The sequence below is a fragment of the Pseudoflavonifractor phocaeensis genome (assembly GCF_038439875.1).
In the GTDB taxonomy this organism is placed as follows: domain Bacteria; phylum Bacillota; class Clostridia; order Oscillospirales; family Oscillospiraceae; genus Vermiculatibacterium.
This window is the reverse complement of sequence record NZ_JBCDMT010000003.1, coordinates 409,885-431,827: the sequence shown is the minus strand read 5'-3', so window position 1 is coordinate 431,827 and position 21,943 is coordinate 409,885. Positions and strand designations below refer to the sequence as shown.

The window sequence follows — 21,943 nt, the reverse complement described above, 5'->3', positions numbered from 1 at the left end:
CACAAACCGAGATCACGAAACGGAGGTGGATCCATGTCATGGAACGGGCCTTGAAACGCTACGCCCCCCTGTTCGTCCTTCCCACGGTGCTGGCCTTTGCCATCGGTTTTTTATTCCCCTTTCTCCAGGGGATCTATCTGTCCTTCTGCCAGTTCACCACGGTGAGCGACGCCACCTGGACGGGGATCGGCAACTACCAGCGGGCCTTTGCCGACGCCCAATTTTTGAAATCCTTCTGGTTCACCGTGGCCTTTGCCGTGGTGTCCATCGTCCTCATCAACGTCATCGCCTTCGCCCTGGCCCTGCTGCTGACCCGGAAGCTGAAGGGCACCAACCTGTTCCGCACGGTGTTTTTCATGCCCAACCTCATCGGGGGCATCGTCCTGGGCTATATCTGGCAGATCCTCATCAACTGCCTGCTCTCCCTGGCGGGCCGGCCCCTGCTGGCGCTGAACTCCGCGGCGGGGTACTGGGGGCTGATCGTCCTCATGTGCTGGCAGCAGGTGGGGTATATGATGATCATCTATATTGCCGGGCTCCAGGCGGTGCCCGACGATTTGACGGAGGCCGCCCAGATCGACGGGGCCACCTCCTGGCAGACCCTCTGGCGGGTGAAGCTGCCCATGGTGATGCCCTCCATCACCATCTGCATGTTCCTCACCCTCACCAACTCCTTCAAGCTCTTTGACCAGAACCTGGCCCTCACCGCCGGGGAGCCCGCCCACGCCACCGAGATGCTGGCCCTCAACATCTACAACACCTTCTACGCCCGGGCTGGGGCCCAGTGGAAGGGGCTGGGACAGGCCAAGGCCGTCCTCTTCTGTATCCTGGTGGTGGCCATCTCCATGTTCCAGCTCCGGGCCACCCGGTCCAGGGAGGTGCAGCAGTGATGAAAAAACAGCGCAAGGCCTCCAACGTGGTCATCACCGTCTTTCTCTCCCTGCTGAGCCTGGTGTATCTCTACCCCATCTTCATGATACTGATGAACTCCCTGAAGACCGAGCGGGCCATCACCACCTCGGCGGCCTTCCAGCTCCCCACGGCCGAGACCTTCGCGGGGCTGGAGAACTATGTCAGCGCCATCATCTCCCAGGGCTTCCTCCAGTCCTTGGGCTACTCCCTGTTCATCACCATCTCCTCGGTGGCCCTGATCCTGGTGTGCTGCTCCATGTGCGCGTGGTATATCACCCGGGTGAAGGGGCGGCTGAGCCGGGGGCTCTATTTCCTCTTCGTGCTGTCCATGGTGGTGCCCTTCCAGATGGTGATGTTCACCCTGTCCCAGACGGCGGACCGGTTCCGCATCAGCTTCTTCGGCCTCTTTGACCTGCGGCTCAACACCCCCTGGACCATCTGCATCATCTATCTGGGCTTCGGCGCGGGGCTGGCCGTGTTCATGTTCTGCGGCTTTGTCCGCTCCGTGCCGGTGGAGGTGGAGGAGGCCTCCATGATCGACGGCTGTAACCCCTTGCAGACCTTCTTCCTCATCGTCATGCCCATGCTCAAGCCCACCCTGGTGTCCGTCGGCATCCTGGAGGCCATGTGGGTCTGGAACGACTACCTGCTGCCCACCCTGGTACTGGACATCAAGAAATATATGACCATCCCCATGCTGATCCAGCATTTCCGTGGCAGCTTCGGCCGGGTGGAGATGGGACCCATGATGGCCTGCATCATGCTCACCATCATCCCCATCATCATCGTCTACCTGGCGGGGCAGAAGTATATCATCAAGGGCGTGGCCGCCGGCGCGGTGAAGGGGTGAGGGCCATGACCATCAAAGACATCGCCCAGCGGGCGGGGTACGCCGTGGGCACGGTGTCCCGGGTCCTCAACGGCCACCCCGACGTCAGCGACGAGGCCAGGGCCAAGATCCTGGCGGTGGTGGCCGAGACCGGCTTCCAGCCCAACGACAACGCCCGCCACCTCAAGCAGCGGGAGAGCAGCAGCATCGCCGTCATCGTCAAGGGCGCCCGCAACCTGCTCTTCGCCGGCATCCTGGAGGAGGTCCAGAGCCGGGTGCGCGCCGCGGGCCGGGCCGCCGCCGTCTACTATCTGGACGAGGACGACGACGAGGTGGAGCAGGCGGTCCGGGTCTGCCGGGAGCTCAAGCCCCTGGGCATCCTCTTCCTGGGCGGCAACCAAAACAACTTCGCCGACCGCTTCGAGCGGGTCACCTGCCCCTGCGTCCTGGTGACCACCCGGGCGGACACCATGGGCTTTCAAAATCTCTCCAGCGTCTCCACCGACGACGCCGAGGGGGCGGCCCAGGCCATCCGCCGCCTGATCGAGGCGGGGCACCGGCGCATCGGCGTCATCGGGGGCCACTTCTGCGCCGGCTGCGGCCGGGGGGGCGCCAACACCAGCCAGACCCGGTTCTTCGGTTGCCGGAGGGGCTTTCTGGAGGCGGGGGTCCCCTTTGACGAGGAGCTCCAGTTTCAGGCCGCCCGCTTTTCCATGCCGGGGGGCTACGAGGCGGCCAACGCTCTGCTGGAGCGGTGCCCCGACCTGACGGCCCTCTTTGCCATGTCCGACGTCATGGCCATCGGCGCCCTCCGGGCTATCCGGGACCGGGGCCTGCGGGTGCCCGAGGACATCTCCCTCATCGGCTACGACGGCATCGAGCAGGCGGGCTACTGCGTCCCCCGGCTGGCCACGGTGCGCCAGCGGTCGGGGCGGCTGGCCCGGCGGAGCGTGGAGATCCTGCTCCGGCAGGCCGCGGGGGGCGGCGGCGCCGTCCACGAGATCGTGCCCTTTCAACTGCTGCCCGGCGAGAGCATCCGGGATCTGAACGAATAGGAGGTGATGCCCTGTGGCGGGGATCACACTGAAAAACATCGTCAAGACCTATGACAACAACGTCACCGTCATCCCCGGGATGGACCTGGAGATCCGGGACAAGGAGTTCATCATCCTGGTGGGGCCCTCGGGCTGCGGCAAATCCACCACCCTGCGGATGATCGCGGGGCTGGAGGAGGTGACCTCAGGGGACCTGTTCATCGGGGACAGGCGGGTCAACGACGTGCCCCCCAAGGACCGGAACATCGCCATGGTGTTCCAGTCCTACGCCCTCTATCCCCACATGACGGTCTACAAGAATATGGCCTTCGCCCTCCAGCTCAAGAAGGCGCCCAAGGAGGAGATCGACCGGAAGGTGCGCCAGGTGGCCAAGGTGCTGGAGCTGGAGCCCTACCTGAACCGCAAGCCCAAGGCCCTCTCAGGCGGCCAGCGGCAGCGGGTGGCCCTGGGCCGGGCCATGGTCCGGGACCCGGCGGTCTTTCTGCTGGATGAGCCGCTGTCCAACCTGGACGCCAAGCTGCGCACCGAGATGCGCAGCCAGATCTCCCAGCTCCACCAAAAGCTCCAGACCACCTTCGTCTACGTCACCCACGACCAGACCGAGGCCATGACCATGGCCGACCGCATCGTGGTGCTGAAGGACGGCGTCATCCAGCAGGTGGACAGCCCCCAGGAGCTCTACGACCATCCGGTGAACCGCTTCGTGGCCGGCTTCATCGGCACCCCGCCCATGAACTTTTTCCAGGCCGGGGTGGAGCGGGCCCAGGGGGGCCACGTCCTGGTCTTTGGGGACTGCCGCGTCCCCACCCCGGCGGCGGGGCTGGAGCCCTACGAGGGGCGGGAGGTCACCGTGGGGGTCCGGCCCGAGGACATCCACGGGGAGGAGGCATTCCTGGCCCTGTCCACCTCGGGCCAGCTGGAGGCCCACGTGGACCTGGCGGAGATGATGGGGGCGGAGATCTACCTCTACATCACCGTGAACGGACAAAAGCTGATCTCCCGGGTGCCCTCCCGCATGGCCATCCGGGGGGGCGATACCGTCCGGCTGGCGGTGGACGGCAACAAGGTACACCTCTTTGACCCCGAGACGGAACAACGCATTTGAGAGGAGAGAGCGTATGACGCTGACGATCACCCTGGACACCATTGATAAGGTGAAGAATTTTGTGAACATCATTTTCCGCTTTTCCGGCGAGGCCGACCTGCGCTCCGGCCGGTACACGGTGGACGCCAAGTCCATCATGGGCATTTTCAGCCTGGACCTGTCCAAGCCCCTGGACCTGGAGCTCCACGGCAAGCCCGAGGAGGGGCTTTTGGAAGAACTGAAACGATTTTGCGTGTGATGGGATGGATGTAACGTGAGGACAAGCGGCGTGCTCATGCACCTGACGAGCCTGCCCTCCCCCTGGGGCATCGGCACCATGGGGCAGGCGGCTCGGGACTTCGCCGATTTTCTGGCCGCGGCGGGGCAGAGCTACTGGCAGATTCTGCCCATCGGCCCCACCAGCTATGGGGATTCCCCCTACCAGAGCTTCTCTACCTTCGCGGGCAACCCCTACCTCATCGACCTGGACGACCTGGCGGCGGAGAGATTGCTGGAACGGGGGGAGTACGAGGAGATCGGCTGGGGGGAGGACCCTGAGGGGGTGGACTACGGCCTGCTCTATGAAAAGCGCTGGCCGGTGCTGGCCCGGGCGGTGGAGCGGCTGCTGGCCCACCCCCCGGAGGACTACCCCCTCTTCCTGGCGGAGAACGCCACCTGGCTACCCGACTACGCCCTCTTTATGGCCCTCAAGGACGCCAACGGCGGCCGGCCCTGGCAGGAGTGGGCGGAGCCCCTCCGCCGCCGGGAGGGCCCGGCCCTGGCCCAGGCCAGGGAGGATCACAGGGAGGCCGTGGCCTTCTGGCGGGGGGTGCAGTACCTCTTTTTCCGCCAGTGGAACGCCCTGAAGGCCTACGCCAAAGGGAAGGGGGTCTCCTTCATCGGGGATCTGCCCATCTACGTGGCGGGGGACAGCGCCGACGTCTGGGCCCGGCCTGACCAATTCCAGCTGGACGGGGACTTAAACCCGGTGGAGGTGGCGGGATGCCCCCCCGACGGCTTTTCCGCCGACGGACAGCTCTGGGGCAACCCTCTCTTCGACTGGGACCGGATGGAGGCCGACGGCTTCTCCTGGTGGGTGGAGCGGATCCGCCGCCAGCGGGGGTTCTACGACGTGCTGCGCATCGACCACTTCCGGGGGCTGGAGGCGTACTACGCCATCCCCTACGGGGAGCCCACGGCCCGGAACGGCCGCTGGCGCCCCGGTCCGGGCATGAAGCTCCTCCGGGCGGTGGAGGCCGCCCTGGGGAAGCAGGATATCATCGCCGAGGACCTGGGCTTCCTCACCGACGGGGTGCGGGAGCTGCTGCGGGAGTCCGGCTTCCCCGGCATGAAGGTGCTCCAGTTTGCCTTCGACAGCCGAGAGGAGAGCGACTATCTGCCCCACAACTATGAAAAGCACTGCGTGTGCTACGTGGGCACCCACGACAACGACACCGCCCTGGGCTGGCTGGCCTCCGCCGCCCCGGAGGACCGGGCCTTCGCCGTGGACTACCTGAAGCTGACCGAAGCGGAGGGGGCCCACTGGGGCCTCATGCGGGGGGCTCTGGCCTCGGTGGCCGACCTGGCGGTGGTCACCGCCCAGGACTTGCTGGGGCTGGGAGCGGGGGCGCGGATGAATGTCCCCGCCACCCTGGGGGGCAACTGGAAATGGCGGGCCCTCCCCGGTACGTTTACCCCCGAGCTGGCCCGGCGGCTCTGTCACGAGACGGCCACCTACCGCAGGACCCGGATCAGGTAGGGACAAAAAGAGGCTCCATCCCAAGGGATGGAGCCTCTTTTTTTGCGCGGGGGAGGACCTCACCGGCCCAGGGTGGACAGAAAGCCGCATCCGCTGCCTGTGCAGCCGCCCGTGGCCCCCTGGCTTGGGAGGAGGGAGCCGTCCTGGCCGGGCAGGCCCATGCCGGACTGCCCGGGGAACGCGCCCATCCCCAGGCCGCCCTGGCCGGTAAAATAGGGGTTGTTCATCTGCCAGGGCCGGCGGCCGGGGAGGTAGAAGGTGACGAATTTCACCGAGAAAATGTCACAGGTGACGAAGGTCTGGTTGACCTCGTCATAGAGAGTCAGCACGCTGGTGCCCACGGCGTAGAGGATGCCCGCCTTCTGCACCATGGTCTGGGTGCCGATGAGAAATTCCACCACCACGAACTCGCCCAGGTTATCGGACAAAAACTGCTGCACGGACCCCCGCATGGCGGGGGTGTTGAAGTCTTGGGGGGGCGGGGTGTTGATGGAGCCGCTTTCGTTAGCGGAGTTGAGCGCGATGTCCTGCATCGCGTCGGGATAGAGTCTGGCCATAATGTCGTTTGCCTCCGTTTCAAGTCAGAGCGTAAGCATCGGTGGGGTTGTAGAAGCAGTGGTCACCGATGCGGATCACAAACTCCCCCACCTGAGTGGGGAAGTTGGGGCGGCAGTTGGGGCTGTATGGATTGAAAAACCAGAGGGCGGTGCCCAGGTTGGTCAGCCGGTTCCCGGCCATCGCCCACTCCGCGATGTCCCAGTGCACCTGCTCCAGGGCCATGTTGTAGATGTTCTGGGCGTTATACTCGCCGCCCACGGTCTCCATGGCGCAGACGAACTGCCGGGGCTGGAACACTACCTGGCGGACGGTCTTGTACCGGGAATATTCCCCGTAGGTCACGTTCACCCGGTTCATCACCACGCTGGCCACCGCCTGCATCCCGTTGTCGCCCTCGCCGCCTGCCTCGCAGGCCACGATGCGGGCCAGCAGTTCCAGGTCGGAATAAGCCATTTCCTCACTCCTTTTCGCCCGCGGGTCAGTCCGGCAGGGTGTCCTCTTCCAGCAGCGCGCTCTGACGGGACCGCTCCACGAAGGTCAGATCGTCCAGCCGCAGCAGGGCGGCGGCCAGCACCAGGATGGAGGCCAACAGGTTGACCCGGGCGGACCGGCAGGCCGCCGGATCGCTCCCGGCCTGGGCCTGGCGGTCGGCGGACAGGGCCAGACAGAGGAAAAAGGACAGCGACCCTACCACGATGGCCGCCGCGGCGTGTTTGATGGGATAGACGGAGGGGAAGCCCGACACGTCCTTCCCCTGGATGGTCCGGCACAGCTGGTCGCGCTGGATGCCCACCGACCAGTAGGACAGCAGGACTGAGAAAAGGATCAGCACCAGGAAAACAAGAGAGGTGTCCACCTGCCTGAGGGACCGGCAGAGGGTGTCTTTTTCCTCCATAGATATCCGCCTCCCTTCCGTTTCGGGTCATTCTATGCGCCGGAGGTGGCGCGGGTGCGAAAAGGAAGGAGGACGCCGGCCTCTTAAAAGAGACCGGCGTCCTCCTTGGTGGGGTCAGACCTGATAGCCGTTGAACCAGGCCCGGTCCTCAAAGGGGGCCTTGGGCGCCGCCTTGAAGGGCTTGGCGGGGATGCCGATGGGCAGGCATACCACCACCTCAACCTCCCGGGGCACGCCCAGGATGGCCGCCATCCGTGCGGCGGGCTCCCCCCGGATGACCCCCTGGAGCCACACCGAGGCGTAGCCCTTGTCGTGGATGGCCAGGAGCATGTTCTCCGTGGCGGCGGCAAAGTCCTCCACGTGGTAGAAGGCCCCATCTACACACTGGATCTTCTTGGCCAGCACCACCACCATGGCCCCGGCGGTGGTCATCCCCGAGTGGGGGAAGCAATCGGCCAGCCGCTTCAAAAGCTCCGGGTCGTCCACCCCGATGAGCTGGGTGGTCTGGAGGTTGTGGCCCGAGGGGGCGGCCAGTCCGGCCTCCATGATCTCTCTCAGGTCCTCCCGGGGCACGGGGGCGCCGGTGAACCCGCCGCGGTAGCTTTTTCGTCCAAAAACAGCCTGCATGGTCTCCATTGGGAAGCACTTCCTTTGATTTGGGATTGGGATGATGATACCACTCCCGCCCAGGGAGCGCAAGGGGCAAAAAACATTCCGGGGATCAAAAAACAGCCGGGGATTTGCCCTTGTCCGGGGGCGGGAAAGGTGATATAATATTTCGACATTTAAACACTGGAACACAAATTTCAGGGGAGGGCTACTCAATGTCCTATCAGGAGGAATTCATCACCTTCATGGTGCGCTCCGGCGTACTCACCTTCGGGGACTTCACCACCAAATCCGGGCGAAAGACCCCCTACTTCATCAACACCGGCAACTACAAGACCGGCGCCCAGGCCTCCAAGCTGGGGGACTACTACGCTGCCTGCATCCAGCAAAACCTGCCCCAGGGGGTGGACTGCCTCTTCGGCCCCGCCTATAAGGGGATCCCCATCACCGTGGCCGCCGCCTCCAGCCTCTACCGGGACTACGGCCGGGACCTGCCCTACTGCTTCAACCGCAAGGAGGCCAAGGACCACGGCGAGGGCGGCACCATGGTGGGCTACCAGCCCAAGGCCGGGGACCGGGTGGTCATCGTGGAGGACGTGGTCACCGCCGGCACCGCCGTGCGGGAGACCATCGAGCTCTTCCAGCACGTGGCCGACGTGGAGCTTACCGCCCTCATCGTCTCGGTGGACCGGATGGAGCGGGGCACAGGGGAGAAGACCACCATCAACGAGCTGCGGGAGCAGTACGGCATCCAGGTGTTCCCCATCGTCACCGTCCGGGAGGTCATCGCCTTCCTCCACAACCGGGAGATCGACGGGAAGGTGTACATCGACGACGCCATGAAGGACAGGATGGAAGGATACCTGGCCCAGTACGGCGGGAAATAAGGAATCCAAACGCCCCCTCTGAGAGAGGAGAGGGGCGGTTTCCTAGACAAGCGCATCCAACTGCTGGAGAGGGGGAAGACTATGGCGATGCACGACGGCCACCGGATCCGGATGAAGAGGGAGTTCCTGGCCCGCCCCGACTCCTTCCCCAACCACAAACTGCTGGAGCTGCTGCTCTTTTACGCCAATCCCAGAGGGGACACAAACCCCACCGCCCACCTCCTCATGGAGCGCTTCGGCTCCCTGGCCGGGGTGCTGGACGCCCTGCCCGAGGATCTTATGAAGGTGCCGGGCGTGGGGGAGCACGCCGTCGCCCTGCTGAAGGCGGTCAAGGAGACAGGGGGCCGGTATCTCACCGCCCGGACCGATACGGAGGAGACGGTGAACGCCACCGCCGACGCCTACCGGATCCTCCGGCCCTATTTCTTCGGTGCCCGCACCGAGCGGGTGTATCTGCTCTGCATGGACGGGAAAGGGAAGAGCCTGGGCGTCCGCCAAATCGCCGAGGGGAGCGTCAACGCCGCCGAGGTCACCACCCGGGGTGTGGTGGAGGCCGCCCTCTCCCTCAACGCCACCCAGGTCATCCTGGGGCACAACCATGTCTCCGGCCTGGCCTTCCCCTCCCCCGAGGACAAGGCCACAACCCGCTATCTCACCGGCGTTTTGTCCTCTGTGGGCGTGACGCTGGCCGACCACATGATTTTTGTGGACGACGACATGGTGTCCCTGCGGGACAGCGGCTTCCAGTTCCAGGAGTAGCGCGGGGGCTTCCCGCGGGGAGCCGGGCCGCGAAGGCCGGGCGGACGATCTTCCTCAGAAGAGAGAGCTCCCACAATTTCCTGTTGCAATAGAACAAATGTTTTGATACAATGGTCCTATCTGATTTGGAGGAGAGGAGGTCCGTCCATGCCGGAACTGAAAGTGGTCAGTCCCTTTGAGCCCAGCGGCGACCAGCCCCAGGCCATTGAGGCCCTGGCGGCAGGGGTGGAAAACGGCCTGAGCGAGCAGACCCTCCTGGGCGTCACCGGCTCGGGCAAGACCTTCACCATGGCCAAGGTCATCGAGAAGGTCCAGAAGCCCACCCTGGTGCTGGCCCACAACAAGACCCTGGCCGCCCAGCTCTGCGCCGAGTTCAAGGAGTTCTTTCCCAACAACGCCGTGGAGTACTTCGTCAGCTACTACGACTACTACCAGCCCGAGGCCTATATCCCCCACACCGACACCTTCATCGAGAAGGACTCGGCGGTGAACGACGAGATCGACCGCCTGCGCCTGTCCGCCACCGCCTCCCTCATCGAGCGGCGGGACGTCATCGTGGTCTCCTCGGTCTCCTGCATCTACGGCCTGGGCGAGCCGGACGACTACGCCCACATGATGATCACCCTCCGGGTGGGGGAGACCATGAAGCGGGAGGAGCTGATGCGCCGTCTGGTGGAGGACCGGTACGAGCGCAACGACATCGCTTTCGAGCGCAACATGTTCCGGGTCCGGGGGGACACCATTGAGGTCTTCCCGGCCTACTGGCGGGACACCGCCATCCGGGTGGAGTTCTTCGGGGACGAGATTGACCGCCTGAGCGAAATCAACGTGGTCACCGGCAGCCCCATACGCCGCCTGGAGCACATCCCCATCTACCCGGCCAGCCACTATATCACCCCCAAGGAGAAAATGGCGGGTGCCATCCAGGAAATTTATAAGGAGCTGGAGGAGCGGGTGGCCTTCTTTGAGGCCAACAACATGCTGGTGGAGGCCCAGCGCATCAAGCAGCGCACCATGTACGACATCGAGATGCTCCAGGAGCTTGGCCACTGCTCCGGCATCGAGAACTACTCCCGGGTCATCGCGGGCCGGCCCGTGGGCTCCGCCCCCATGACCCTGCTGGACTATTTCCCCGACGACTTCCTCATGTTCATCGACGAGTCCCACGTGACCCTTCCCCAGGTCCGGGCCATGTACAACGGGGACAAGGCCCGAAAGACCACCCTGGTGGACTACGGCTTCCGCCTGCCCTGCGCCTTCGACAACCGCCCCCTCAAGTTCGAGGAGTTCGAGCAGCGGGTGAACCAGGTGGTCTACGTCTCCGCCACCCCGGGAGAGTACGAGCGCACCCGCTCCGGCCAGATCGTGGAGCAGGTCATCCGCCCCACGGGCCTCTTGGACCCCAAAATCGACGTGCGGCCCGTGGAGGGCCAGATCGACGACCTCATCGGGGAGGTCAACGCCCGGGTGGAGCGGGGGGAGCGGGTGCTGGTCACCACCCTGACCAAAAAGATGGCGGAGGATTTGACCGCCTACCTGAAAAACGTGGGCATCAAGGTCCAGTATATGCACCACGACATCGACACCATCGAGCGCCAGGAGATCATCCGGGACCTGCGCCTCGGCACCTACGACGTGCTGGTGGGCATCAACCTCCTGCGGGAGGGCCTCGATTTGCCCGAGGTGTCCCTGGTGGCCATCCTGGACGCGGACAAGGAGGGCTTCCTCCGCAGCGAGACCTCCCTCATCCAGACCATCGGCCGGGCCGCCCGGAACGCCGACGGCCTCGTCATCATGTACGCCGACAAGATGACCCCCTCCATGATGGCGGCCATCGGGGAGACCGAGCGCCGCCGGAAGAAGCAGGACGAGTTCAACCAGGCCCACGGCATCACGCCAAAGACCATCATCAAATCGGTCCGGGACGTGGTGAACCTGGCCGAGGGGGAGGAGGAGGCCGACCGGGCCGTCCGGGAAAAGACCAAGATGACCCGCACCGAGATCGAAAAGGCGGTGGCCAAGCTGGAGAAGGAGATGAAGGAGGCGTCCAAGCGCCTGGAGTTCGAGTACGCCGCCGTCCTTCGGGACCGCATCATCGAACTCAGGGGCAAGTGAGGGCCGCCGTGGAAAAATGGAAGAGCCTGGGCCTGCTGCAAAAGGCCCTCCTGGTGCTCCTGGCCTTGTCCACCCTTGTGTTCAGCGTTCTCTACGCCCTGATCGGGCGGCAGACCGGCATCCAGTATGGGGACGGCTTTCTGCGTTTTTCCCAGACGGAGAATGGGAAGACCTACTCCGGCCGGGCGAAGGGCCAGGACCTCGTCTTTACCGTGGCCCCGGACCAAAGCGTGACCTGCCGGTGGGGAGACGTGACTCACGGCCCCTATACCGTGATCTATGACGACACGGCGGTCCCCCGGGACAGCCAGCTGGCCGGCGTCCTCACCGGCGTGGAGGTGTGGGAGGGGAACACCCGCCTCTTCCGGGGCGGCTGGGCCGGGGAGCGGTTTTCCGCCCTGGTCGCCGAGGACGGCGGCCCGGTGCACGATTCTTCTCACGCGTCCGCCGGGGCGGCCCCCTCGGTGGGAATCATCCTCCGCCTGTCCGCGGGCCCGGCGCTGGTCAGCCGTGGAGCAGTGGAGTTTTATCTCGTGGGCCTCTTCGTGACGGCCGCGGCTGTGGTGAGCATCCTGTTTGCAGACGCTCTGTTCCGATGGGACCTGCGCTTTCGGATCCGGGACCCGGAGGGGGCGGAGCCCTCGGAATGGGAGCTGCTGGGCCGCTCCTTCGGCCAGATCGCTTTGACCGTTCTCGCCATCGTCTGCTACGCCTTGAGTCTGTCCGGGCTGTCTTGACGGGGCGCATGAAGAAGAATAAGGAGGAACACCCATGGAAACACCCCGCTGGCACGAGTGCTACCCGTCCGACCATCAGCCCGCACTGGAGGAGGTCTCCGCCTGGATCGCTGCCCCGCTTTTTGATGAGATCCTTGGCTGGGGGACGGAAAACGGTCTGACGGCATCGCTGGAGTATAGCCGCTGCGGCATGGACCCCGGCTGGAACGTGAAATTGAAGAAAAAGAGCAAGGCCGTCTGCGCGCTCTATCCCCGGCGGGGCTTTTACGCCGCTATGGTGGTACTGGGCCCCAAGCTGGTCCCCCTGGCGGAGGGCCTGATGGAACAGTGTTCCCCGGAGACCCGGGACCGCTTCGCCCAGGCCGGAGGCATAAACGGAAGCCGCTGGCTGGTGCTGGACGTAAGGTCCCGCCCCGTTTTGGAGGACGTGGAACGGCTGTCCGAACTGAAAATGCTCGCGAAATAAATATACTGAAATACATAATAAAGAGGGAATTGAAACATGAAGTACGCGGAACTTGGTAAAACTGGTCTTAAATGCGCGGTCGTCTCCTTTGGGGGTATCCCCATTCAGCGTTCCGACGCCGCCAACACCATGGCGGTGGTGGACGCCCTGGAAAAGCACGGCATGAATTTCATCGACACCGCCCGGGGCTACACCGTCTCCGAGGAATATCTGGGCGCCGCCCTGAAGGGCCGCCGGGAAAAGTTCCTCCTGGCCACCAAGTCCATGTCCCGGAATTATGAGAACATGAAGAAGGACATCGAGACCAGCCTCCATAACCTCCAGACCGACTATATCGACCTCTACCAGCTCCACAACCTGCCCGTGAAGGATTTCGAGCTGGTATTCGGTCCCGACGGCGCCTACAAGGCCCTGGAGGAGGCCAGAGCGGCGGGGAAGATCGGCCACATCGGCGCCACCGCCCACAGCCTGGACGCCCTGAGAATGATGATCGAGGACTACTCCGACAAGATCGAGACCGTCATGTTCCCGTACAACATCGTGGAGGCCCAGGGTGAGGAGCTTCTCCGGGCCGCCCGGGCCAAGGGCGTGGGCACCATCGCCATGAAGCCCATGGCCGGCGGCAACCTGGACGACTGGAAGCTGGCCCTGCGGTATATCGACGCCTCCGGCGTCATCGACGTGTCGATCCCCGGCATGGGCAGCGTGGAGGAGGTGGAGCGCAACGCCGCCGCGGCGGAGGAACTCTCCCCCCTGACGGCGGAGGAGCTGGCGGAGTGCGAGAAGATCCGCCGGGACCTGGGCACCCACTTCTGCCGCCGGTGCGGCTACTGCGCCCCCTGCACCGTGGGCATCGACATCCCCTCCAACTTCCTCATGGTGAACTACCTGCGCAAGTACGACCTGGCCGACTGGGCCAAGGCCCGCTACGGCTCCTTTGCCGTCCACGCCGGCGACTGCATCGAGTGCGGCGTCTGCGAGACCCGCTGCCCCTATGATCTGCCCATCCGTGAGATGCTCAAGGACGTGGCGAAGGAGTTCGGGCAGTAAAATGGGGGAGGATATCCCCCGGCGGAAGTCCCTGCGCTTGAAAGGGTATGATTACGGGGCGTCAGGGTATTATTTTGTTACGCTCTGCACCAAAGGCAGGGAGTGTCTGTTCTGGCAGACCCCCGTAGGGGCGGATAGCATCCGCCCGTCCCCGCCCCTATTGACCCCCCTGGGCCAAATCGTGGACACAGCCATCCAAGAGATTTCGAACCACTACCCAGGTGTCAAAGTGGACAAATATGTTATCATGCCCAACCACATCCACGTGATCCTGGCACTGGGGCCAGGCGGCGGGCGGATGCTATCCGCCCCTACAAAGCCCCTGTCCACGGTGGTTGGACAGATGAAGCGGGCAAGCAGCCGCGCGGCGGGTGCGCCCCTCTGGCAAAGAAGCTTCCACGACCACGTCATCCGAAGCCAGGCGGATTATCTGCTCATCTGGAAGTATGTGGACGACAACCCCGCCAGGTGGCGGGAGGACCGCTATTTTCCCCAAAGTCCGTCCCAGTAAAAAAGGAGAACCAAGCCTATGCATGACCATATCACCGTCAAGGGCGCCCGTGCCAACAACCTGAAAAACGTGGACGTGTCCATCCCCCGGGACAAGCTGGTGGTCCTCACCGGCGTGTCCGGCTCGGGCAAGTCCTCCCTGGCCTTCGACACCATCTACGCCGAGGGCCAGCGCCGGTACGTGGAGAGCCTCTCCTCCTACGCCCGGATGTTTCTGGGCCAGATGGAAAAGCCCGACGTGGACTCCATCGACGGGCTGTCCCCCGCCATCTCCATCGACCAGAAGACCACCTCCAAAAATCCCCGCTCCACCGTGGGCACCGTGACGGAGATCTATGACTACCTGCGCCTTCTCTGGGCCCGGGTGGGCACCCCCCACTGCCCCATCTGCGGCAAGGAGATCATGCAGCAGACCATCGACCAGATCATCGACCAGGTCATGCGCCTGCCCGAGGCCACCCGCATCCAGGTCATGGCCCCCGTCATCCGGGGGAAGAAGGGCGAGCACGCCAAGATTTTCGAGGACGCCCGGAAATCGGGCTACGTCCGGGTGAGGGCCGACGGCTCCCTCTACGACCTCAGCGAGGAAATCAAGCTGGACAAAAACAAGAAGCACAACATCGAGGTGGTGGTGGACCGCCTGGTCATCCAGGAGGACATCGCCCAGCGCCTCACCGACTCCGTGGAGATCGCCTCCGGCCTGGCCGGGGGGTTGGTGGTCATCAACATCGTGGGGGAGGACCGGGACATCACCTTCTCCCAGAACTACGCCTGCGAGGACTGCGGCATCTCCATCGAAGAGCTGACCCCCCGGATGTTCTCCTTTAACAACCCCTTTGGCGCCTGCCCCACCTGCACCGGCCTGGGGGTCCAGCTCAAGGTGGACCCGGAGCTCATCATCCCCAATAAAGGTCTCTCCATCCTGGACGGGGCCATCACCGCCTCGGGCTGGAACAATATCAAGGGGGACTCCATCTCCCGGATGTACTTCGAGGCCCTCTCCAAAAAGTACAAGTTCAAGCTCACCACCCCCGTGGCAGAGCTGCCCGAGGAGGTCATCGACGTCATCCTCTACGGCACCAAGGGGGAGAAGCTGAAGCTCACCTACGACCGGGCCAACGGTCAGGGCACTCTCATGCAGCCCTTCGAGGGCATCTGCAACAACCTGGAGCGCCGCTACCGGGAGACCCAGTCCGACTCGGTGCGCCGGGAGCTGGAGGAGTGTATGTCGGAGAAGCCCTGCCCCGACTGCCACGGCAAGCGGCTGCGCCGGGAGTCCCTGGCGGTCACCGTGGGGGATCTGGACATCGACGCCTACTGCCACAAACCGGTGAACGACGCCCTCTCCTTCATGGAGGAGCTGGAGCTAACTCCCCAAAAGCAGCTTATTGCCGGGCAGATCGTGAAAGAGATCAAGTCCCGCCTGGGCTTCCTCCAGTCAGTGGGTCTGGAGTATCTCACCCTCTCCCGCTCCGCCGGCACCCTCTCCGGCGGCGAGAGCCAGCGCATCCGCCTGGCCACCCAGATCGGCTCGTCGCTGATGGGGGTCCTCTATATCCTGGACGAGCCCTCCATCGGCCTCCACCAGCGGGACAACGACAAGCTGCTGGAGACCTTAAAGCACCTCCGGGACCTGGGCAACACCCTCCTGGTGGTGGAGCACGACGAGGACACTATGCGGGCGGCGGACTATATCGTGGACGTGGGCCCCGGCGCCGGAGTCCACGGGGGCAGGGTGGTGGCCGAGGGCACGGCGGAGGAGATCATGGCCAACCCCGAGTCCATCACCGGCGCCTACCTCTCCGGGGCCCGCAAGATCCCCGTCCCCGCCAAGCGGCGGAAGGGGAACGGCCAGTTCCTCACTGTCCGGGGGGCGGCGGAAAACAACCTCCGGGGGGTGGACGTGTCCATCCCCCTGGGCACCTTCACCTGCGTCACCGGCGTGTCCGGCTCGGGCAAGTCGTCTCTGGTCAACGAGGTGCTCTACAAAAAGCTGGCCGCGGACCTCAACCGGGCCAAGACCCGCCCCGGGAAGCACAAGGCCATCGAGGGGGAGGAGTTCCTGGACAAGGTCATCGACATCGACCAGTCCCCCATCGGCCGCACGCCCCGAAGCAATCCGGCCACCTACACCGGATTGTTCAACGACATCCGGGACCTCTTCGCCTCCACCCCCGACGCCAAGGCCCGGGGCTACGGCCCCGGCCGGTTCTCCTTCAACGTCCGGGGGGGGCGGTGCGAGGCCTGCTCCGGCGACGGCCTTCTGAAGATCGAGATGCACTTTCTGCCCGACATCTATGTCCCCTGCGAGGTCTGTAAGGGCAAGCGCTACAACCGGGAGACCCTGGAGGTGCGCTACAAGGGCAAGAACATCTACGAGGTCCTGGAGATGACGGTGGATGAGGCCCTGCCCTTCTTCGAGAACCTTCCGAAAATCTACAACAAGCTCCTCACCCTCAGCGAGGTGGGCCTGTCCTACGTGAAGCTGGGCCAGCCCTCCACCGAGCTGTCCGGCGGCGAGGCCCAGCGGGTGAAGCTGGCCACCGAGCTGGCCCGCCACGCTACGGGCCGCACCATCTATATCCTGGATGAGCCCACCACCGGACTGCACTCCTACGACGTCCACAAGCTCATCGAGGTCCTGCAAAAGCTGGTGGAGCTGGGCAACACGGTGGTGGTCATCGAGCACAACCTGGACGTGGTCAAAACAGCGGACTATCTCATCGACCTGGGTCCCGAGGGGGGCAACGGCGGCGGCGGTATCGTCTGCACCGGCACCCCCGAGGAGGTGGCCAAGTGCGAAAAGAGCTACACCGGCCAATACCTCAAGCGGATGCTTTAATGAAGCCTTCCCCTGAGGTTGGCTGTCCGTTAGCGGCTTCGCCGCTTACGGGCAGCTCATGCCCTGCGGGTAGAAGGTGGCCCGCAGGGCCGGATGAGTGGAACCTTTCCCCACCCCCCGCCCTTCATAAATTCTTCATTTGCCTGCCCCCCCGACCTATGCTACAATGAGTATCATCACAAAAGTACCGGGAGGAAGCGCTTTGGACCTTCTTCAATGGCTCAACGAAACCATGGCGGGGGAGTTCGTCTTTACCGTGCTGGTCTCCATGATCCCCGTCATCGAGCTGCGGGGCGGCCTGCCCTTTGGGGTGGCCCTGGGGCTCCACCCCATCGTGGCTCTGGTGGCCAGCATCCTGGGCAACCTGATCCCGCTGCCCTTCATTGTGGTCTATATCCGCCGGGTCTTTCAGTGGATGCGCCGCCGGATGCCCCGGCTGGACGGCATGGTGGACGCCCTGGAGCGCAAGGCTCACCTGAAGGGCCGGAAGGTGAACAAGTATAAATACCTGGGCCTGATGATCTTCGTGGCCATCCCCCTGCCGGGCACCGGCGGGTGGACGGGAGCTCTGGCGGCGGCCTTCCTGGACATGCCCCTTCGGAAGGCCCTGCCCTCCATCTTCGCCGGCGTCTGCATCGCCGGGGTCATCGTCTCCTGCATCACCTACGGCGTCACCGCCATGTTTTGACCAAAGGCCGCCCTCCGGCATAGAATGGCCCGAGGTGAGGCATCATGCGGGCAATTTTGGAGATCGTGCTGTCCCTGCTGGCGGTGATGGGGCTGCTGAGTCTGGGCTGGATCCTGTTCGGCCATATCCTGACCCCCGCGGGGGGCGGCCGGGCCTGCTGTGTGGTCCCCGGCACCGGGGACGGCGGCGATCTGGAGCAGGCGGTGACCGGGGTCCTCTGGCTCCGGGGCGGCGGGCTCATCAAGGGTACGGTGGTCATCGCCGACTGCGGGCTCAACGCCGCGGGGAAGGCCGTGGCCGCGGCCCTGACCCTGCGGGAGCCGGGCATCGACGTGTGTCCGGCGGCCGACCTGCCGGACTACATACGGGAAAAAGCGAGAGGCGGGCATTGACACAATGCCCGTCTCTTTTTGGAGGGCGGGGCCGCCGGGCCGGCCCTCCCTCATCTGAACGGGAGGTGACCCCCATGGACGAAATCATGAACTGCATCGAAGGCACCGTGGAGACGGTCATCTATCAAAATGAGGAGAACGGCTACACTGTCCTCAAACTGGACACGGGGGAGGAGGAGGCCGTCACCGTGGTGGGCTGCATCCCCGGCGCGGCCCCCGGCGAGAGCCTCTGGGTCCAGGGGGCCTGGACCCGCCACGCCTCCTATGGGGAGCAGTTCAAGGCCGAGGTGGCCCGCCGGGGGATGCCCACGGGGGAGAAGGCCATCTTTGACTATCTGGCCTCCGGCGCCGTCAAGGGCATCGGCATGGCCACCGCCCGCCGGATGGTGGAGGAGTTCGGAGAGAACGCCCTGGAGGTGCTGGAGAACGAGCCGGAACGGCTCACCGCCATCAAGGGGGTCACCCGGAAGCGGGCCTTGTCCATGGGGGAGGCCTTCCGCCTCCAGATGGGAATGCGCCGCCTGCTGGATTTCCTCACCGGCCACGGCCTGCCCCCCCAGCTTGGGATGCCCCTCTACCGCCGCTTCGGCGACCGGGCCCTGGAGGCGGTGCGGGCCGACCCCTACCTTCTCACCGAGGGGGAGTTGGCGGTGGCCTTCGGCGTGGCCGACGACCTGGCCCTGGAGCTGGGCTTCGGCTCCGACCATCCCCGGCGGCTGGAGGCGGGGCTCACCTTTGAGCTCCAGCACAATCTGGACAACGGCCACACCTTTCTGCCCCGGGGGAAGCTGCTCTACGCCACCCAGGCCCTCATCGGCGTGGCCGACGCCGAGGCCCTGGATTCCGCCCTGGATGCCCTGACGGCCCGGGGGGCGGTCACCGAGGAGGCGGTGGCGGGGGAGGAGGCCTGTTATCTCGCCCCGCTCTATGACGCCGAGGTGGAGGTGGCCCGGCGGATCACCGCCATGAGCCGGAACGAGCTGTATCCTCCCGACGGGCTGGAGGGGCTGATTTCCTGCATCGAGAAGGCCCAGGGCATCACCTATGCCCCCCAGCAGCGGTTGGCGGTGGAGCTGGCCGCCCAGCGGCAGGTCATGCTCCTTACCGGCGGCCCCGGCACCGGCAAGACCACCTCCCTCCGGGGAGTCCTGGCCCTCTTCGAGGCTCTGGGGCTGGAGACCGCCCTGGCCGCCCCCACGGGCCGGGCGGCCAAGCGGCTGGGGGAACTGTGCTCCGCCGAGGCCGCCACCATCCACCGGCTGCTGGAGACCCGCTTCGACCCCAGGACCGGCCAGCTCACCTTCGCCCACAACGAAAGCGACCCGCTGAAGGCCGACGCCGTCATCGTGGACGAGACCTCCATGGTGGACATCTCCCTCATGTCCGCCCTCCTCTCCGCCCTGCGGGAGGACTGCCGCCTGGTGCTGGTGGGGGACCCGGACCAGCTCCCCTCCGTGGGGGCGGGGAACCTCCTGTCCGACCTCATCCGCTCGGGCCGGGTGCCCACGGTGCGCCTCACCGAGGTGTTCCGCCAGGCCGCAGAGAGCGCCATCATCCGCTCTGCCCACCAGGTGAACCGGGGGGAGGTCCCCGAGCTGAAAAACGACAGCCGCCGGGACTTCTTCTTCCTCCGCCGCCCCGATCCGGTCCACGCCGAGGAGACCATCGTGGAGCTCATCCAGAAGCGGCTGCCGGAGAATATGGGTATCCCCTCCCACCAGATCCAGGTCCTCTCCCCCACCCGGAAGTACGCCGGGGGCACCGCCAGCCTGAACCGGGCTATCCAGGCCGCCGTGAACCCGCCCGGGGAGGACAAGGGGGAGCGGAAGTTCGGCCCGTATATCTTCCGCCAGGGGGACCGGGTCATGCAGGTGAAAAACAACTACGACATCCTCTGGAAAACCCAGGACGGGCTGGAGATGGGCATGGGGGTATTCAACGGCGACATCGGCCATATCCTGGAGGTGGACAACCGCCGGGAGCTCATCACCGTGGACTTCGACGGACACCTGGTGGAGTACGCCCCCGACATGCTGGGGGAGCTGGAGCCCGCCTACGCCGTCACCGTTCATAAGTCCCAGGGCAGCGAGTACCGGGCGGTGATCCTGACGGCCCTGGACACTGCCCCCCGGCTCCTGACCCGGGGGGTGCTCTACACCGCCATCACCCGGGCCAGGGAGCTGCTGGTCATCGTGGGGGACGAGGGGGTGGTGGCCCGGATGACCGCCAACAACCGACAATCCAAACGCTATTCCGGGCTCCGGGCCCGTTTGGCGGAGGAAGAAAATTCCTCTTTTTGACAAAAACCGGCCCAAGGTGTAGAATGACCCTAATAAAAGATAAAGGAGCCTGACGATGAATAAACGACTGCTGGCCCTGCTGATGGCCCTAGGCCTGACCCTCTCCCTGCCCGCCCTCGCGGCGGAGGACGTGCCCGCCACCCCCGGCGAACCCATGGAACAGCCCGCCCAGGGCGACGTGATGCCTATCAGCGAGACGCCCGCCCCCCAGGAGATCGCCCCCTGGGCCTGGGACGCCATGAGCGAGGTGAACGCCCTGGGGATGTGGGACGACAGCTTCTACTACTGCATCCTGGACGAGGTCACCGACGAGCAGATGGACCGCCTCACCGCGGCGGCGGCGGACAAGCTGGCCCTGCTGGGCCTGCCCGCCTACGTCCCCGCCGGGGAGCCCGCGCCCCTGGTGGTGGACCACACCCGGGGCGGCGTTTTGAACGCCCTCTATCAGCAGGTCTCCGCCTGGGAGGTCCCCGCCGTGGCGGAGGGGCCCGTGGCCTGCATGGAGGCGCTTGGCGTGGTGAAGGGCCGGGAGGGCGGCGACCTGGCCCTGGACGGCGTGTGCACCCTCCAGGAGGCCCTGGTGATGGCCCAGCGGTTGGTGCTGAATGTCTACGACCTTCAGGACGCCGGCTCCAAGGGCCTTTTGTGGAAGGCCGAGGGCAACGGCAACACCCTGTACTTACTGGGCACCATCCACGTGGACCGGGACAACGTCTACCCCCTCCACAAGTCTGTGCGGGACGCCATCACCTCCAGCTCCCTGGCCGCCTTTGAGGTGGACTTCACCCAGGAGGCGGACATGGAGGCCTTCGTCCAGCTCCAGATGTATGACGACGGCACCACCCTGGCCGACCATATCTCCCCGGAGCTCTACGAGGCGGTCTCCGATATTTTCCTGAGCCTGGGCCTGACCCAGGAGGAGATCGACGCCTACCGGCCCTGGGTGTTGGCCGGGTCCCTGACCCAGCTGGGCATCAGCGACGATAGCACCGGCGACGCGGCCTGGGCGGTGGACCTGTACGTCCAGAGCAAGGCCCTCAACAACAGCATCACGGTGAACGGGGTGGAGAGCGCCGTCTACCAGTCCGAAATTTTCAACAGCCTGTCCGACGCCTACCAGGAGGAATATCTGGCCGCCGGCCTCGCTACCTACGAGGCGGGCTCGGCCGGGGCGGAGGCCGGGGACGGGGCCGATGAATCCCTGGACGTGATCTCCGCCATGCTGACGGCCTGGAAGGACCGGGACCTGGAGGCCTTCGAGGGCGTCTTCGACAAGGAGGCTGTTTTGGCCAGCGGCGACGAGCTCAACGTGAAGCTGTTCACCGAGCGGGACCCCAACATGATCCGCTACGCCGCGGACTATCTGAGCCAGGGCACCGGGAACACCGGCATCCTGGTGGTGGGCGCGGGCCACATGATCGGCGAGACCGGCGTGGTACAGGGCTTGATTGACCTGGGCTACACCGTGGAGCTGGTTAGCGCGGACTGAGCATACC

The 21,943-nt window shown here is 65.0% G+C and carries 22 protein-coding genes; 18 read left to right on the top strand and 4 right to left on the bottom strand.

What is annotated here, in order from left to right:
* Nucleotides 1-38: 38 nt before the first annotated feature.
* Genes AAEU42_RS06765 through malQ form a run of 6 tightly spaced genes read left to right on the top strand, consistent with a single transcriptional unit; the run spans nucleotide 39 to nucleotide 5,639 of the window.
* Nucleotides 39-890, top strand: coding sequence for a carbohydrate ABC transporter permease (locus AAEU42_RS06765; protein WP_342232771.1), 852 nt, complete (start codon nucleotides 39-41; stop codon nucleotides 888-890).
* On the top strand, nucleotides 890-1,762 hold the full coding sequence (locus AAEU42_RS06760) for a carbohydrate ABC transporter permease (RefSeq protein WP_342232770.1): 873 nt from the start codon (nucleotides 890-892) through the stop codon (nucleotides 1,760-1,762). The genes AAEU42_RS06765 and AAEU42_RS06760 overlap by 1 nt, the downstream gene beginning before the upstream one ends.
* Nucleotides 1,763-1,767: 5 nt before the next feature.
* Nucleotides 1,768-2,796, top strand: coding sequence for a LacI family DNA-binding transcriptional regulator (locus tag AAEU42_RS06755; protein WP_342232769.1), 1,029 nt, complete (start codon nucleotides 1,768-1,770; stop codon nucleotides 2,794-2,796).
* 13 nt (nucleotides 2,797-2,809) lie between these two features.
* Nucleotides 2,810-3,901 carry an ABC transporter ATP-binding protein gene (locus AAEU42_RS06750; protein ID WP_425288198.1) on the top strand — a complete coding sequence of 364 codons (1,092 nt, stop codon included), beginning with the start codon at nucleotides 2,810-2,812 and terminating at the stop codon, nucleotides 3,899-3,901.
* A 13-nt stretch (nucleotides 3,902-3,914) separates the two neighbouring features.
* A complete protein-coding gene (locus AAEU42_RS06745; RefSeq protein WP_342232768.1) occupies nucleotides 3,915-4,139 on the top strand; it encodes an HPr family phosphocarrier protein in 225 nt (74 codons plus the stop codon).
* A gap of 15 nt (nucleotides 4,140-4,154) precedes the next feature.
* Nucleotides 4,155-5,639 carry a 4-alpha-glucanotransferase gene (gene malQ, locus AAEU42_RS06740; RefSeq protein WP_342232767.1) on the top strand — a complete coding sequence of 495 codons (1,485 nt, stop codon included), beginning with the start codon at nucleotides 4,155-4,157 and terminating at the stop codon, nucleotides 5,637-5,639.
* 59 nt (nucleotides 5,640-5,698) lie between these two features.
* Here the strand turns inward: malQ and AAEU42_RS06735 are convergent, their stop codons facing one another.
* The 4 genes from AAEU42_RS06735 to AAEU42_RS06720 form a co-directional block, all read right to left on the bottom strand.
* Nucleotides 5,699-6,196, bottom strand: coding sequence for a hypothetical protein (locus tag AAEU42_RS06735; RefSeq protein WP_342232766.1), 498 nt, complete (start codon nucleotides 6,194-6,196; stop codon nucleotides 5,699-5,701).
* Between the two features lie 19 nt (nucleotides 6,197-6,215).
* Complete coding sequence (locus AAEU42_RS06730) at nucleotides 6,216-6,650, bottom strand: cell wall hydrolase (RefSeq protein WP_342232765.1); 435 nt, start codon at nucleotides 6,648-6,650, stop codon at nucleotides 6,216-6,218.
* Nucleotides 6,651-6,675: 25 nt separating this feature from the next.
* Entirely contained in the window at nucleotides 6,676-7,092 is a 417-nt protein-coding gene (locus AAEU42_RS06725) for a hypothetical protein (protein ID WP_342232764.1), read from the bottom strand.
* Nucleotides 7,093-7,206: 114 nt separating this feature from the next.
* Nucleotides 7,207-7,728, bottom strand: a complete 522-nt coding sequence (locus AAEU42_RS06720) for a nitroreductase family protein (protein WP_342232763.1) — start codon at nucleotides 7,726-7,728, stop codon at nucleotides 7,207-7,209.
* Between the two features lie 188 nt (nucleotides 7,729-7,916).
* On the opposite strand from AAEU42_RS06720, the gene pyrE reads away from it, so the two are divergent.
* The 12 genes from pyrE (at nucleotide 7,917) to AAEU42_RS06660 (ending at nucleotide 21,936) form a co-directional block, all read left to right on the top strand.
* Nucleotides 7,917-8,588 (top strand): orotate phosphoribosyltransferase, encoded by a 672-nt coding sequence (pyrE, locus tag AAEU42_RS06715; protein WP_342232762.1) that lies wholly within the window; start codon nucleotides 7,917-7,919, stop codon nucleotides 8,586-8,588.
* A gap of 81 nt (nucleotides 8,589-8,669) precedes the next feature.
* Entirely contained in the window at nucleotides 8,670-9,347 is a 678-nt protein-coding gene (locus tag AAEU42_RS06710) for a JAB domain-containing protein (protein WP_342232761.1), read from the top strand.
* Between the two features lie 147 nt (nucleotides 9,348-9,494).
* Nucleotides 9,495-11,462: an excinuclease ABC subunit UvrB gene (gene uvrB, locus AAEU42_RS06705; RefSeq protein WP_342232760.1), complete on the top strand. Its 1,968-nt coding sequence runs from the start codon at nucleotides 9,495-9,497 to the stop codon at nucleotides 11,460-11,462.
* Between the two features lie 8 nt (nucleotides 11,463-11,470).
* Complete coding sequence (locus AAEU42_RS06700; RefSeq protein ID WP_342232759.1) at nucleotides 11,471-12,199, top strand: hypothetical protein; 729 nt, start codon at nucleotides 11,471-11,473, stop codon at nucleotides 12,197-12,199.
* Between the two features lie 34 nt (nucleotides 12,200-12,233).
* On the top strand, nucleotides 12,234-12,665 hold the full coding sequence (locus AAEU42_RS06695; RefSeq protein WP_342232758.1) for a DUF3788 domain-containing protein: 432 nt from the start codon (nucleotides 12,234-12,236) through the stop codon (nucleotides 12,663-12,665).
* 36 nt (nucleotides 12,666-12,701) lie between these two features.
* Entirely contained in the window at nucleotides 12,702-13,715 is a 1,014-nt protein-coding gene (locus tag AAEU42_RS06690) for an aldo/keto reductase (protein WP_342232757.1), read from the top strand.
* A gap of 229 nt (nucleotides 13,716-13,944) precedes the next feature.
* Entirely contained in the window at nucleotides 13,945-14,226 is a 282-nt protein-coding gene (locus AAEU42_RS14565; protein ID WP_425288197.1) for a transposase, read from the top strand.
* An 18-nt stretch (nucleotides 14,227-14,244) separates the two neighbouring features.
* The gene (gene uvrA, locus AAEU42_RS06680) at nucleotides 14,245-17,067 is read left to right on the top strand and encodes an excinuclease ABC subunit UvrA (RefSeq protein ID WP_342232755.1); all 2,823 of its coding nucleotides are present in this window, start codon (nucleotides 14,245-14,247) and stop codon (nucleotides 17,065-17,067) included.
* A 202-nt stretch (nucleotides 17,068-17,269) separates the two neighbouring features.
* Nucleotides 17,270-17,755, top strand: a complete 486-nt coding sequence (locus AAEU42_RS06675; RefSeq protein ID WP_342232754.1) for a COG2426 family protein — start codon at nucleotides 17,270-17,272, stop codon at nucleotides 17,753-17,755.
* A gap of 44 nt (nucleotides 17,756-17,799) precedes the next feature.
* Nucleotides 17,800-18,147, top strand: a complete 348-nt coding sequence (locus tag AAEU42_RS06670) for a hypothetical protein (protein ID WP_342232753.1) — start codon at nucleotides 17,800-17,802, stop codon at nucleotides 18,145-18,147.
* A gap of 74 nt (nucleotides 18,148-18,221) precedes the next feature.
* Complete coding sequence (gene recD2 / locus AAEU42_RS06665; protein WP_342232752.1) at nucleotides 18,222-20,447, top strand: SF1B family DNA helicase RecD2; 2,226 nt, start codon at nucleotides 18,222-18,224, stop codon at nucleotides 20,445-20,447.
* A gap of 55 nt (nucleotides 20,448-20,502) precedes the next feature.
* The gene (locus tag AAEU42_RS06660) at nucleotides 20,503-21,936 is read left to right on the top strand and encodes a TraB/GumN family protein (protein WP_342232751.1); all 1,434 of its coding nucleotides are present in this window, start codon (nucleotides 20,503-20,505) and stop codon (nucleotides 21,934-21,936) included.
* Nucleotides 21,937-21,943 lie beyond the last annotated feature (7 nt).

Bases quoted from the DNA above. Each gene is read 5' to 3' on its own strand.
- AAEU42_RS06690 (WP_342232757.1), top strand. From the start codon at position 12,702: ATGAAGTACGCGGAACTTGGTAAAACTGGTCTTAAATGCGCGGTCGTC.
- pyrE (WP_342232762.1), top strand. From the start codon at position 7,917: ATGTCCTATCAGGAGGAATTCATCACCTTCATGGTGCGCTCCGGCGTA.
- uvrA (WP_342232755.1), top strand. From the start codon at position 14,245: ATGCATGACCATATCACCGTCAAGGGCGCCCGTGCCAACAACCTGAAA.
- AAEU42_RS06670 (WP_342232753.1), top strand. From the start codon at position 17,800: ATGCGGGCAATTTTGGAGATCGTGCTGTCCCTGCTGGCGGTGATGGGG.
- AAEU42_RS06760 (WP_342232770.1), top strand. From the start codon at position 890: ATGAAAAAACAGCGCAAGGCCTCCAACGTGGTCATCACCGTCTTTCTC.
- uvrB (WP_342232760.1), top strand. From the start codon at position 9,495: ATGCCGGAACTGAAAGTGGTCAGTCCCTTTGAGCCCAGCGGCGACCAG.
- AAEU42_RS06735 (WP_342232766.1), bottom strand. From the start codon at position 6,196: ATGGCCAGACTCTATCCCGACGCGATGCAGGACATCGCGCTCAACTCC.
- AAEU42_RS06720 (WP_342232763.1), bottom strand. From the start codon at position 7,728: ATGGAGACCATGCAGGCTGTTTTTGGACGAAAAAGCTACCGCGGCGGG.
- AAEU42_RS06710 (WP_342232761.1), top strand. From the start codon at position 8,670: ATGGCGATGCACGACGGCCACCGGATCCGGATGAAGAGGGAGTTCCTG.
- AAEU42_RS06725 (WP_342232764.1), bottom strand. From the start codon at position 7,092: ATGGAGGAAAAAGACACCCTCTGCCGGTCCCTCAGGCAGGTGGACACC.
- AAEU42_RS06755 (WP_342232769.1), top strand. From the start codon at position 1,768: ATGACCATCAAAGACATCGCCCAGCGGGCGGGGTACGCCGTGGGCACG.
- AAEU42_RS06745 (WP_342232768.1), top strand. From the start codon at position 3,915: ATGACGCTGACGATCACCCTGGACACCATTGATAAGGTGAAGAATTTT.
- recD2 (WP_342232752.1), top strand. From the start codon at position 18,222: ATGGACGAAATCATGAACTGCATCGAAGGCACCGTGGAGACGGTCATC.
- AAEU42_RS06765 (WP_342232771.1), top strand. From the start codon at position 39: ATGGAACGGGCCTTGAAACGCTACGCCCCCCTGTTCGTCCTTCCCACG.
- AAEU42_RS06730 (WP_342232765.1), bottom strand. From the start codon at position 6,650: ATGGCTTATTCCGACCTGGAACTGCTGGCCCGCATCGTGGCCTGCGAG.
- AAEU42_RS06660 (WP_342232751.1), top strand. From the start codon at position 20,503: ATGAATAAACGACTGCTGGCCCTGCTGATGGCCCTAGGCCTGACCCTC.
- AAEU42_RS06695 (WP_342232758.1), top strand. From the start codon at position 12,234: ATGGAAACACCCCGCTGGCACGAGTGCTACCCGTCCGACCATCAGCCC.